Here is a 12213-nt window from a genome sequence, read left to right on the forward strand (position 1 = left end):
TTTTCAGGGGATGAGGATGGTCTTGCCGCTTGTGCGGCCGGCTTCGGCGTCGCGGTGCAGTGCCGGGAGCTCGGTGAGCGGGCGGGCCGCCGTGATGTCCACACGCACCGTGCCGCTGTCGATGAGGGTGATGAGTTCGGCGAGTTGGGCCGGGTCGTTGCGGACGATGAAGTGCGTGGCCGTCACGCCGGTTCCGGCCCGGGGTTTCACCGGGATGGTGATCGAGACGAGCGAACCGCCGGGGCGGACGGCACGGCACAGCGCTTCCGCGGCCTCGGGCGGTATCGGGACGAGGTTGAACACCAGATCCACCGGGCGGTCCAGCACCCGGTGCGGTGAGAGCCGCGTGTAGTCGATGATCTGCTCGGCGCCGTACGCGCGGACCCGTTCGGCGCTGCGGGGGCCGGCGGTGGCGATGACGTGCGCGCCGGCATGGCGGGCCAGCTGGACGGCGAACATGCCGACGCCGCCGCCCGCGCCGTTGACGAGGACGCGGGTGCCCGGTCCGATGCGGGCGTGTTCGAACAGTCCCTGCCAGGCGGTGAGTCCGGCGACCGGGATCGCCGCCGCATGGTCGAGCGGGAGCCGGAGAGGAGCACGCACCAGCGTGGCGGCGGGGGCGGTGAGGTATTCGGCCGCCGCGCCGCCTTCGTCGAGACGGCCGACGACGTGGTCGCCGATCGTGAACCGTCCGACACCGGCTCCGGTCCGGACGACCGTCCCGGCGGCTTCGGAGCCGAGAGTGAACGGCAGGTCCTGCGGGATGACGTCCTGCATCACGCCGGCCCGGAACCCGGCGTCCGAGGGGTTGAACCCGGCGGCGGCCACACGCACCAGCACCTCGCCCGGTCCAGGGTCCGGACGGGGTACCTGCTCATAGCGGATCACGTCGGGCCCGCCGAAGCGGTGCACGCGCGCCGCCATCATCGTCGCGCCCTGGCCCTTGGCGCGCCGGCCCGAAACGGGTTCTGTCGTCATGAGTCGTCCTATCCGAAGCGGCACCAGGCCGCGGCCCCGCACGGGGTGCGGATGCTTGCTGATCTTGGAGTGGTTCGACCGTACGGCCAGCGCCCAAGACGGCCAATGCGCGTTCATCTCGGATTCTTAAGCGAGCGTCTTCCCGATGAGAACCATCGCTAAGATCTGGGGATGGATGTGCTGAGCGATGTGATCGCCGTGATGCGCACCGGTGAGCCGCGGTCGGCCCTGGTCGAATGGTCGGCGCCCTGGGGGCAGCTGTTCCGTACGGTGCCGGGAGCGGCGGGATTCCAGATCGTCCTGCGCGGCCCCTGCTGGTTCATCCCCGAAGACGGTGACCCCTTCCCGCTGGCCGTCGGCGACGTGGTGTTCCTCCCGCACGCGAGCCGGCACGGCCTGGCCGACGCTCCGTCCACGCCCTTGGCCGAACACGCCTGTGATCCGCAGGAGGACGTCAGGTTCGAACGCAGATATGCCGCCGCACCGGCCGGCCGGGCGCAGGCCGGGTCCCTGTCCTCGGTGACGCTGTGCGGGGCGTACCAACTCGACGCTGCCCGCGTTCACCCGCTGCTGAACGATCTGCCTGCGCTGCTGCACCTGCCCGCTCAGCTCGGGCGGCATCCCCGGCTGCGCGCCGCGGTCGATCTGCTCGGCGCGGAACTCGAGGAACCCCAGCCGGGCACCGGTGCTCTCGTGCCCGCTCTGCTGGACACGCTGTTGCTCTACATCCTGCGGGCGTGGCTAGCCGACCAACCGGTGGGCGGCGGGGCCACCGGATGGGCGGCGGCGCTCGCCGACCCGGCCATCAGCACCGCCCTGGAGGCGATCCACCGCGATCCTGCGCGTCCCTGGAGCGTCGCCGGCCTGGGCGCACACGCGGGACTGTCGCGAGCCGCCTTCTCCCGTCGTTTCACGGCGCTCGTGGGGCGGCCACCGTTGGCGTACCTGACCTGGTGGCGGTTGACGACCGCGATGCGGCTGCTGCGCGACTCCGACGCTCCGCTGAGCGTCGTGGCAGAGAAGGTGGGATACGGCTCGGAGTTCGCCTTCGCCAACGCGTTCAAACGCGAGTTCGGCCTCGCGCCTGGACGCTACCGGCGCGACAGCCGTTCTTCCGACCGGCCGAACCCGGCCGACTCCCCTTGACGGAGAAGGGGCAAAAGCGCGTGAGCACCCTTTCCGCGGGACAGCCCCGAGCTTCCCTGCGACTTCACCGGTGGCTCACAGCTTCGGAGTGAACGTGGCGCCGTTCAGCGCGCCGTCGACCAGCTCGATGGCCTCGCCGATCGCCACCAGCCGTGTCCCCTCCCGGCGGTAGATGTCCAGCACCGCCTCGACGCCGTGCGGCGGGACGGTGCCGGCCAGCTCGGTGCGTGCGGTGCGGAACCCCAGCCGGGCCGCCTCGACGGCGGCGGACACGTGCTGCCGCGCCATCCGCGACAGCGCCGCGGGATAACGGCGCAGCACGCCGTACCGGCGGTATTCGGGTGGCACGAGCTCGAACAGCCAGGCCACCGCGGTGTCCTCGAACCTCTCGGTCCCCGGCGGATGCACCCCGGTGGGCCAGCCGGGCGGAACGTAGGCGCTCACGCCCTCAGGCTACGACCTATGCGAACATATGTTCGAGGGGGGTGCTAGGACTGTAACGTCTCAGTCGCGCTCTTCGGGCTCGTCGCCGGACTCACGGCGCCTGTTGATCCTGATGGTGCCGGACTCCAGGTCGTCGCGGCCGGGACCGGCCTCGGTGTGGAGCTCGTGGCGGCGTGACTTCTCCGCCTCCTGCTCCTCGAGCTGAATCTGCTTTCCGGCACCGCCGAACGCCGCCTGCAGGTCCGCGAACATGCCCGGCCCGAAACCCGCGCCCGAGTCGGAGTCGCCGCGGATCGCCGACATCAGCCCGCCGCCGCCGGTACCCTCCTTCGGCCAGTCGATCACTTCTGGCGTGGGAGGCGCGGCTGCGCGCTTGCGCGGGCGCTTGCGGCGCCGCCGAAACGGTGATCTCACGCATCCTCCAACGTTCGGCCGACCCTCAGGATTCCTTACGGAGACCCGCCCAGATGGTATGCGCCCCCGCGGTGATCTCGAACGGTAACCTGCGGTGCGTGTCCCTCATACTGGCCGACGTCGTCGGGATCTTCGAAGACCGTTACGATCCGGCCTGGGCGCAGGAGTGGGACGCCGTCGGGTTGGTGTGCGGTGACCCGGAGGCGCAGGTCCGGCGGGTGCTGTTCGCCGTCGACCCGGTCACCGAGGTCGTCGGCGAGGCGCTCGACTGGGGCGCCGACCTGATCGTCACCCATCATCCTCTGCTGCTCCGCCCCGTACACGGCGTACCCGCCACCACGCACAAGGGACGCCTCGTGCACCGGCTCATCACCGGCGGGACGGCGCTGTTCACCGCCCACACCAACGCCGACGTCGCCGACCCGGGTGTGTCCGACGCGCTCGCGCGCGCCGTGGGCCTGGACGGGCCGCTTCGGCCGCTGAGTCCCTCACCCGACGATCCCCGGCGCGGTCTGGGGCGTGTCGGGGAGCTGCCCGCGCCGCTGAGCCTGCGGGAGTTCGCGGACGGCGCCGCCAAGGGCCTGCCCGCCACCACGGCCGGCCTGCGGGTCGCGGGCGATCCGGACGCGCCGGTGCGTACGGTCGCGGTCTGCGGAGGCGCGGGCGACTCTCTGCTCGGAGCCGCGCGTGCCGCGGGAGCCGACGTCTACCTCACCGCCGACCTGCGTCACCATCCCGCCTCGGAGTTTCGTGAGGCGGGGGCCACGGCACTGATCGACGCCGCACACTGGGCGACCGAATGGCCGTGGCTTCGCGACGCGGCGAAGTTGTTGGGGGAGACTAACGTAGAGACCCGGATCTCCTCCGCCGTAACCGACGCGTGGACCTTTCGATCCTTTGAAGGAAGTACGTGAAAGCAGCATCTGAAGCCCAGTTGCGCCTCCTCGACCTCCAGGAGCTCGACACCGCTCTCGACCGGCTGGAGCACCGCAAGCGCACCCTGCCCGAGCTCGCGGAGATCCAGCACGCCGAGGAGCGTCTCGGTAAGTTCAGCGACGCGTTCGTCGCGGCGCAGACGGAGATCAGCGACATCGACCGGGAGCAGAAGAAGGCCGAGCAGGACGTCGACCAGGTCCGTGCCCGCGCCGACCGCGACCAGAAGCGGCTCGACTCCGGTCAGGTGTCCTCGGCACGCGACCTGGAGAACCTCCAGTCCGAGATCGTGTCGTTGCAGCGCCGCCAGTCCGACCTCGAGGAGATCGTCCTGGAGGTCATGGAGCGGCGCGAGGAGGCCGAGACGCGGCTGCGCGACGTCGAGTCCGACCGGGAGACCAGCGAGAAGACGCTGACCGAGCTGAGCGCCCGCCGCGACGCCGCGTACAGCGAGATCGACGGCGAGGCCGAGCTGACGCGGACGGCGCGTGCCGGGGTCGCCACCGACATTCCCGATGACCTCATGAAGCTCTACGACAAGCTGCGCGACCAGCACCGGGGCGTCGCCGCCACGGCCCTGCTGCGCGGCCAGTGCCAGGGCTGTCACCTCCAGCTCAACACGGTCGAGCTGAACGCCATCCGCGCCGCCGCCGCGGATGAGGTGATCCGCTGTGAGGAGTGCCGCCGGATCCTCGTCCGTACCAAGGAATCCGGCCTGTGAGACTGATCGTCGAGGCGGACGGCGGCTCCCGGGGCAATCCGGGACCCGCCGGCTACGGCGCCGTCGTACGCGACGCGGTCTCCGGCGAGGTCCTGGCCGAGGCCGCCGAGTCGCTGGGCGTGACCACCAACAACGTCGCCGAGTACCGCGGCCTGATCGCGGCCCTCACGAAGGCGGCCGAGATCGCCCAGGACGCCGACGTCGAGGCGCGGATGGACTCCAAGCTCGTCGTGGAGCAGATGTCCGGGCGCTGGCGCATCAAGCACCCGGACATGAAGCCCCTGGCCCTGGAGGCACGCGACCTCGCGTCCCGTTTCTCCTCGGTCCGCTACACCTGGATCCCGCGCGAACGCAACAAGCACGCCGACCGCCTCGCCAACGAGGCGATGGACGCGGCGGCGAAGGGGCGTACGTGGGATCCGTCGTCCTCTTCTGCCTCTTCTGCCGCCTCGGCCGACGACGAGGAGCCTGCCCCGGCGCCCTCCACAGGCTGGGCCGCGCCGACCGGCGTACCGACGACCACGCTGCTGCTGCGGCACGGCGAGACCCCGCTGTCCGCGGAGAAGCGCTTCGCCGGCATCGGAGAGATCCCGCTGACCGACGTGGGCGTCATGCAGGCACGCGCGGCCGCCAAGGCCCTGACCGGCCGCTCCATCGACGCGATCGTGACCTCCCCGCTCAGCCGCACCCGGCAGACCGCCCAGGAGGTCGCGGACGTTCTCTCCCTGCCGGTCCGCACCGAGGACGGCCTGCGCGAGACGGACTTCGGCGACTGGGAGGGCTACTCGTTCGCCGAGGTCCGCGACCGCTGGCCGGGCGAACTCGACGCCTGGCTGGCCGACCCGTCGGTCGCCCCACCCCACGGCGAGAGCTTCACGGCCGTAGCCCGCCGCGTACAGACCGCACGCGACAAGCTCCTCGTACGCTTCCGGCAGCAGACGATCCTGGTCGTGTCACACGTGACCCCGATCAAGATGCTCGTACGCTCCGCGCTGGACGCCCCACCGTCCTCGCTGTACCGCATGTACCTCGAGGTGTCGTCCCTGTCGGAGATCGACTGGTACGCCGACGGCCCCGCGGTCCTGAAGCTCTTCAACGACACGCACCACCTCGCCTGATCTTCGGTGGTCGCGCGGGGTGACCGCAGGGTAAAATGATCGATTGGTGGACGAGTCGGCCGGGCGGCCGCGGCGGGGGTTCTTCGGAGCCCCCGACGAGGAAGGTCCGGGCTCCACAAGGCAGGGTGGTCGGTAATGCCGACCCGGAGTGATCCGCGGGACAGTGCCACAGAAATCAGACCGCCCCTGCTCATCGCAGGGGTAAGGGTGAAACGGTGGTGTAAGAGACCACCAGCGCCCCAGGTGACTGGGGTGGCTAGGTAAACCCCACCCGGAGCAAGGTCAAGAAGGGCCCGCCCAGCGGACCCGCGCAGACGCTTGAGGGCAGCCTGCCCGAGCCTGCGGGTAGACCGCTCGAGGCTGCCGGCAACGGTAGCCCTAGATGGATGGCCGCCCCTCCGCTTACGCGGAGCGACAAAACCCGGCCTACAGGCCGACTCGTCCACTGTGCCGGCCTGGGGGGTGACCCCCGGAACCCCCAATGTGGGGGGCTCCGCCCCCCACGCCCCCGCGGGCTGAGGTCCGTGGGGACTTTCCAGGGCATATCGAGGGCACATTGAGTGTGGCCTTGAACGCGTTGTCCAGGGCGTCACGGGCACGACCGGACGCTTCGGGGACCCGGTGGCCGTACAGGTCGACGCTCGTGGTGATCGAGGCCGCCGCAACAAGGTGCCGCCTTATGTACGGCACAGCACGTCGTCGGGGACAGGCGTAGCCGCTCGACGTGATCGGTGATGGCCAGGACGAAGGTCGGCAACGACACATCACGGGCTGAGGACGAGGTCGAAGGCTCCATCCTGATGAATCGCTCGTCGAGTCCTCAATGCGCTACCTGACGGTCGCACTGCGGTGCGCCAGCACGACGGCGTCCACGTCCTCCTGGACGTCAGGAGCGCCACCGCTGTGCAATCTCAGATGATTGCTGATGTTTTGGCATCGGATGATGCTTGACGCCGGTCCTAGCTCTCGTCGTCGAAGAGTCCTCGTGCCGGGGGCGCTCGATCTCTTTGATCGCGGTCTCAGGGGGCGTGGCCATCGACACCAGGTTCCGGGCGATGGCGGCAGATGATCTAGCACAGCCGAGGAGCTTCCGGGCGTGACCACCGAACAAGACCAGCCGGCCGACTCCAGGTACGAACTCCTGAAGCAACTCGGTGAGCAGGAGCGGCAGATGACCCGGCAGCTCCATGACCTCCGCGCCGAGTTCGCGCACCTCGTCACCCGGCTGCTGCCGATGCACAGCCCGCGGACCCGCATTGACGAGGTGGTCGCGGCCAGCGGCTACAGCCGGACTCTGATCGAGGCCCTTCGCGCCGGCAACCACCCATGGCTCCGCTGAACGGACCACCGTAAAACATCAACCGAGTGCGCGGCCCTCTACGTCTGGTCGTCGTCCTGGGCGGCCGGCTGGGCTGTTGCGGTGAGTCTCGCGACCTGGTCGTCGGTCAACCGCAGCGCGGCGGCCGCGGCGTTCTCCTCGAGGTGGGCGAGCGAGGAGGTGCCGGGGATCGGGCACATCACGTGCGCCCGGGCCAGCAACCAGGCCAGTGCGACCTGCGTCGGGGTCGATCCGGTCTCGGCGGCGACCTCGGCGGCGACACCGCCTGGCCGGGTCAGGGCGCCGTTCATGACCGGGAACCACGGGACGAACGGGAGGTGCTCGCGTGTGCAGTAGTCCACGACGTCGTCCCAGGTGCGGGTGGTGAGGTTGTAGATGTTCTGCACGGCCGCGATCTCGATCACGCCGCGCGCCGCCGCGATCTGGTCGAGGCCGACCTCGGACAGCCCGATGTGGGCGATCTTTCCCTCGTCCTGCAGTTCCTTCAGTGCGCCCAGCTGGTCGAGGAAGGGCACGGCCGGGTCGATGCGGTGCAGGTAGAGCAGGTCGATGCGCTCCACGCCGAGTCGTCGCAGGCTCATCTCACACTGGTGGCGTAGGAACGCCGGGTGCCCGATGGGAACCCACTCGCCGGGCCGGGGCTGGACCTGGCCGATCTTGGTCGCGATGAGCAGGTGCTCAGGGTAGGGGTGCAGGGCCTCGCGCAGGATGTCCTCGGCGACACCGAGCCCGTAGGTGTCGGCGGTATCGATGTGCTGGACGCCGCACTCGATCGCCCGCCGGGCCAGCCGGACTGAGTGAGCTCGGTCCGTGGGCCGTCCCCAGATCCGGGGACCGGCCAACCGCATGGCCCCGAACCCCAAGCGCGTCACTGTCCTGCCGGCCACCTCGAGGGTGTCCCGAATGTTCGAGCCGGGTTGCCCGCGCCGCTCCTCGGCTCGCGGGGCCCCCAGGACCCTCGGCGCGTCGTACGGGGGGTGGTCGGCGAGGTCGCCCTGCCCTCGGCTGGTCGCGTCACGGTTCGGCACGATGCTCCTTGGAAAGACCGTTCTTGCGGCATAAAGCCTGGCATGGCTCCTCGTCGGATGCAATACCGATCGTTCTTTCTGCTATCGTTGGATCATGGCCACGTCGACCCGACCTGGCCACGCCCGGGTTCCGCGGGCGTGCTTTCCTCAAGGCCGCCGCCGAATATCCTGACCCCGGCGACCGGGTGCGGGCAGATGGTCCTCGACCACCGAACCTGGCACGTGACCACGCTCATCGAGGTGTTCGCCCAGGTCTTCGGGACCTCGCCGCGGCGCCCCGATCCACGGCATGCCGCACGGCACTTCGTCATGATGCGCGACGGGGCCATGTCCGGCGCCCACCTCGACGGCGTGGACGCGTCGGTGCCGCGTTTCGCCACCGTCGAGAAATCTCGGTTGTGTCGATCAACTTCCGCGATTCCCAAGGAACAGGTCTACAGGCGTAGTAAGTGGGTTACTGGCCCCTGCGTAAGATCGTGTCAGCGTGGGAAAGAGAACACGCGACGGGCCAGCCGCCCTCGCAGGCGAGCCAATGCGTCGTCGCCCGGCTCCGTCCCCGATCACGCAGGGGATCAACTTCTCTTCCCGATCACGCGGGGGACTACTCTCACTAGAGAAAGGCCGTCTGTCATGCCTCTCGCTCGCATTGATCTCATCGAGGGCAAGTCGGTGGAGTACCGCCAGACCATTGGCGACGTGGTGTACGACAAGATGATCGAGTGTCTGGGAGTGCCCGAGGACCGGTTCCAAGTCATCACCGAACACAAGGCTGAGAATTTCAGCTACGACCGCGACTACCTCGGCATCTACAGGTCCGAGAACTGCGTTTTCATTCAGCTGGTATTCCTCGACGTGGCGAGTCCCGAGCAAAAGGCCACGTTCTACAAGGCTGTTGTAGACGATCTGCACGAGAAGTTGCAGATGCGGCGAGAGGACGTCTTCTTTAACCTGATGACCGTCACCCCGTCGGACTGGTCTATGGGCAACGGGATCGCTACGTACTTCAATGGGGTGCCGACTGACCGTCTTGACCCCACCTCGGTTCAATGAGCCTTTTCCGTGCGCGGAGCAGCGGTGATCACGTCATGATCGCGAGTTGCGCGTCTGCCTGCTGACGTAGAGAAGCTCCTGGTGGATGGGTTGATCACCACAATCGAACCCGTCACGACCAATAGATATAGAGCGGAGACTTGTTATTCATTAAGTAATGGGCATAGCGGAACGGCAGTGAACGGGGAGTCAGCACGGACATTGGCCTGGCCTTCAGCGGGCAGGTCGGCGGATCGGACTTTCTCCTCAGAGCTCCTCGAGCTCAGGCTTCCAATCGGCTTTGATCAATGCGTACTCGACCACGCCGTGCTCGGAGCCTTCGACGGCGTCCAGCCCTTCGCGGTGGAAGGTGCGTACGAGGGTCAGGCCGGCCTTCTCCAGCACGCGCCGCGAGGCGGTGTTGGCCGTCATCGTCTCGGCGACCACGCGTTCCACGCCCAGGTCGGTGAAACCTTTGTGGATCAGTGCACGCGACCCCTCGGTCGCGTAGCCCCTGCCCCACGCCGATCTGCGCAACCGATAGCCGAGTTCGATGTCGCCGTCACGTGGCCCGTTCTTGTACGGCCGGAAGTGGAACCAGCCTAGGAACCGCCCGGTGGACTTCTCCTCCGCCGCCCAGAAGCCGAAGTCCGGGCCTTGCCCGTACTGGCGGAAGAGCGCCGGCAGGATCCGGCTACGGACCTCCTCGCGCGGAGTCGGCCTGCCGCCGCTGAGGAAGCGCATGACCTCAGGATCACCGTCGAGCTCGACCAGGTTGTCCTCGTCGGCCTCGGTGAAGCGGCGAAGGGTCAGGCGGTCGGTCTCCAGGAAGATCAACATTTCGCGATTATCGCGCCTGCGAGAGACGGGATGAAGCCGCGGATCCGGAGAGGCGGCGAGCCTCCGTCCGGACGGCACAGGTTATGAGGTCCCTACGCGGGGACGGGACCGTTTCAGGCGGGCAGTGAGGCGAGCCAGTCCGTCAGGATTCGGCCGACCTCCTCGTGGCGTTCCTGCTGGATCCAGTGGCCGCAGCCGTCGAGGATGTGTGAGGAGACCAAGCCCGGCAGGGTTGCCGGGTATGCCTTGATGGCGTCGGCCATCCAGACGGTGGAGGCGTCCAGCGCACCGCCGGCGAACACGGACGGCTGGGTGATGGGGGAGCCGTCGAAGTCGGCCAGGTCCTCCCAGTCCCGGTCCATGTTCCGGTAGCGGGCCAGCGCCCCGCTCATGCCGGTCCGTTCGAACTCTGCCGCGTAGACGTCCAGGTCGTCCTCGGTGAGCCAGCCGGGTAGCCGGCCGGTGGGGAAGCGGTCGCGCAGTGTTCCGCCCTCGGAGGTGAAGTGCGGGTCAGGGGCACCGGCGGGGGGCATGGTGTCGGCGGACAGGGCGGCGTAGAAGCCGGCTAGCCAGCCGCGGACGTCCGGTTCGATCTCCGCCTCGGCACGGCCCGGCTCCTGGAAGTAGCTCACGTAGAACTCCTCCGCCCCGCCCATCCGCGCGAAGACCTCGCTGGGCCGTGGTCCGCCGCGCGGGGCGTACGGCACGCTCAGCAGCCCCACCGCGCGGAAGACATCTGGCCTGACCAGGGCGGAGTTGGCGGCGATGGTCGCACCCCAGTCATGGCCCACGATCACGGCCGTCCGCTCGCCAAGGGCATGCACCACGGCGACGTTGTCCTCGACCAGGTCCAGCATCCGGTACGCGGCTACGTCTTCGGGTCTGGAGGAACGGCCGTAGCCACGAACGTCCACGGCGACGGCCCGGTGGCCGGCCGCGGCCAGTACCGGCATCTGATGGCGCCAGGAGTACCAGGACTCGGGGAATCCGTGCACGAGCAGCACCAGCGGTCCCGACCCCTGCTCGACCAGGTGGATGCGGCCGGCGGGAGAGGGGACCAGCCGGTGGGTGATCTCCGTGGCCGGAGCGAAAGGTGACATCGATCCTCCAGAGCTTAGAAGCCATGCGCCGGGTGCGGGGTCACGGGCCAGGTCGAGGCGTCGTCCAGCGGCTCTACCTGGATCATGCGGCAGGCGGCGCCGCGACCGTGAATCGCTTTGCCGTTCCGGCAAAGGCCGCACGACCACCCAAAAAGACTCGAAGTCCGGTCAGAGCACGCTCTGGTAACGTCGCGAGGCCGACGGGGAGAGGACGGACCAGCGATGCCATCGACGCCTGACGGACCCGACCCAGATCTGGTCAGCGATGAAGAACTGCAAAGGTTGACGGTCGGTGAGGTCAGACCGCACAACGCACCGATCGCTCTTCACGAGTACGACCCCGAATGGCCTCTGCTCTTCGATCGCGAGGCGGACCGCATTCGCGCGGTGCTCGGGGAAAAGGCGCTGCGGATCGAGCACGTCGGCTCGACCTCCGTACCCGGGCTGGTCGCCAAGCCCATCATCGACGTGCTGCTCGTCGTGCCGGACTCCGCCGACGAGCCTTCGTACGTGCCCGCGATGGAGGCGGCCGGGTACGTCCTGCGTATCCGGGAGCCGGATTGGTTCGACCATCGCCTCTTCAAGGGCCCGGACACCAGCATCAACCTGCACGTGTTCGGCGTCGGCGCCTCGGAGATCGACCGGATGCTGGTCTTCCGCGACCGGCTGCGTTCCAGCGACGCCGACCGGGAACTCTACGCGCGTACCAAGCGTGAGCTCTCTCAGCGCACGTGGCGGCACGTGCAGCACTACGCCGACGCCAAGACCCAGGTGGTCCAGGAGATCACGCGGCGCGGCGAGCGCGGGTAGCGGAGAGCCCGCGCGCAGGGCCGAGCACCCCTACGGGCACACCCGATGGCGGGGCACCCAGACCCGGTGGCCCCTCCGGCGCTCCCATCTCCAGTGACCTGGGACGATGTGGCACCTCGCCCGGCCCTCCACGGCTCCGGTCCCACGCTCTGCGGCATGCCGGCCGCCGGTCGAAACGGCCGCCGTGGCCGTACCCATCGCCGGTACGGTTCCGAGGGTGAATACCAGGGCGGATAGAACGCCCGTGACGCGCATTCTCATTAAATTCACCGCCTCCGGACCCCAATGGCCCTGAAGAGATTAAAAAGCTCAT

General features: G+C 68.7%; 13 protein-coding genes and 1 other RNA gene. 8 read left to right on the forward strand and 6 right to left on the reverse strand.

The annotated features are described in order from the left end of the window. Nucleotides 1–3 precede the first annotated feature (3 nt). Nucleotides 4–978, reverse strand: a complete 975-nt coding sequence (locus tag FB559_RS27005; RefSeq protein WP_246122097.1) for an NADP-dependent oxidoreductase — start codon at nt 976–978, stop codon at nt 4–6. A 171-nt stretch (nt 979–1149) separates the two neighbouring features. On the opposite strand from FB559_RS27005, the gene FB559_RS27010 reads away from it, so the two are divergent. Then, nucleotides 1150–2124: an AraC family transcriptional regulator gene (locus FB559_RS27010; protein ID WP_141958861.1), complete on the forward strand. Its 975-nt coding sequence runs from the start codon at nt 1150–1152 to the stop codon at nt 2122–2124. A gap of 75 nt (nt 2125–2199) precedes the next feature. Here the strand turns inward: FB559_RS27010 and FB559_RS27015 are convergent, their stop codons facing one another. Together FB559_RS27015 and FB559_RS27020 are read right to left on the reverse strand one after the other, a co-directional pair. Next, nucleotides 2200–2568 carry a hypothetical protein gene (locus tag FB559_RS27015; RefSeq protein WP_141958863.1) on the reverse strand — a complete coding sequence of 123 codons (369 nt, stop codon included), beginning with the start codon at nt 2566–2568 and terminating at the stop codon, nt 2200–2202. 60 nt (nt 2569–2628) lie between these two features. After that, on the reverse strand, nt 2629–2982 hold the full coding sequence (locus FB559_RS27020; protein ID WP_141958865.1) for a DUF6191 domain-containing protein: 354 nt from the start codon (nt 2980–2982) through the stop codon (nt 2629–2631). Nucleotides 2983–3035: 53 nt separating this feature from the next. On the opposite strand from FB559_RS27020, the gene FB559_RS27025 reads away from it, so the two are divergent. The 5 genes from FB559_RS27025 to FB559_RS27045 all read left to right on the forward strand — a co-directional run bounded on the left by FB559_RS27025 (nt 3036) and on the right by FB559_RS27045 (nt 7093). Next, the gene (locus FB559_RS27025; protein WP_141958867.1) at nt 3036–3896 is read left to right on the forward strand and encodes a Nif3-like dinuclear metal center hexameric protein; all 861 of its coding nucleotides are present in this window, start codon (nt 3036–3038) and stop codon (nt 3894–3896) included. Then, a complete protein-coding gene (locus FB559_RS27030) occupies nt 3893–4636 on the forward strand; it encodes a zinc ribbon domain-containing protein (RefSeq protein WP_141958869.1) in 744 nt (247 codons plus the stop codon). Before FB559_RS27025 ends, FB559_RS27030 begins: the two co-directional genes overlap by 4 nt. Nucleotides 4637–4641: 5 nt before the next feature. Then, on the forward strand, nt 4642–5754 hold the full coding sequence (locus tag FB559_RS27035) for a bifunctional RNase H/acid phosphatase (protein ID WP_425455121.1): 1113 nt from the start codon (nt 4642–4644) through the stop codon (nt 5752–5754). A gap of 51 nt (nt 5755–5805) precedes the next feature. Continuing rightward, nucleotides 5806–6199, forward strand: an RNA gene (gene rnpB / locus FB559_RS27040) — RNase P RNA component class A. Between the two features lie 651 nt (nt 6200–6850). After that, nucleotides 6851–7093: a hypothetical protein gene (locus FB559_RS27045; protein ID WP_141958871.1), complete on the forward strand. Its 243-nt coding sequence runs from the start codon at nt 6851–6853 to the stop codon at nt 7091–7093. Nucleotides 7094–7131: 38 nt separating this feature from the next. Here FB559_RS27045 and FB559_RS27050 read toward each other — a convergent pair whose 3' ends face one another. After that, the gene (locus tag FB559_RS27050; RefSeq protein ID WP_246122099.1) at nt 7132–8121 is read right to left on the reverse strand and encodes an aldo/keto reductase; all 990 of its coding nucleotides are present in this window, start codon (nt 8119–8121) and stop codon (nt 7132–7134) included. Between the two features lie 195 nt (nt 8122–8316). On the opposite strand from FB559_RS27050, the gene FB559_RS44870 reads away from it, so the two are divergent. Further along, nucleotides 8317–9171 carry a tautomerase family protein gene (locus tag FB559_RS44870; RefSeq protein ID WP_221640196.1) on the forward strand — a complete coding sequence of 285 codons (855 nt, stop codon included), beginning with the start codon at nt 8317–8319 and terminating at the stop codon, nt 9169–9171. Nucleotides 9172–9417: 246 nt separating this feature from the next. Here FB559_RS44870 and FB559_RS27065 read toward each other — a convergent pair whose 3' ends face one another. Next, nucleotides 9418–9990 (reverse strand): GNAT family N-acetyltransferase, encoded by a 573-nt coding sequence (locus FB559_RS27065; protein WP_141958875.1) that lies wholly within the window; start codon nt 9988–9990, stop codon nt 9418–9420. Nucleotides 9991–10103: 113 nt separating this feature from the next. Further along, on the reverse strand, nt 10104–11090 hold the full coding sequence (locus tag FB559_RS27070; RefSeq protein WP_141958877.1) for an alpha/beta fold hydrolase: 987 nt from the start codon (nt 11088–11090) through the stop codon (nt 10104–10106). Between the two features lie 222 nt (nt 11091–11312). On the opposite strand from FB559_RS27070, the gene FB559_RS27075 reads away from it, so the two are divergent. After that, nucleotides 11313–11900, forward strand: coding sequence for a GrpB family protein (locus FB559_RS27075; protein ID WP_141958879.1), 588 nt, complete (start codon nt 11313–11315; stop codon nt 11898–11900). The last annotated feature ends 313 nt before the right edge of the window (nt 11901–12213 follow it).

The organism is Actinoallomurus bryophytorum, assembly GCF_006716425.1.
Lineage (GTDB): Bacteria > Actinomycetota > Actinomycetes > Streptosporangiales > Streptosporangiaceae > Actinoallomurus > Actinoallomurus bryophytorum.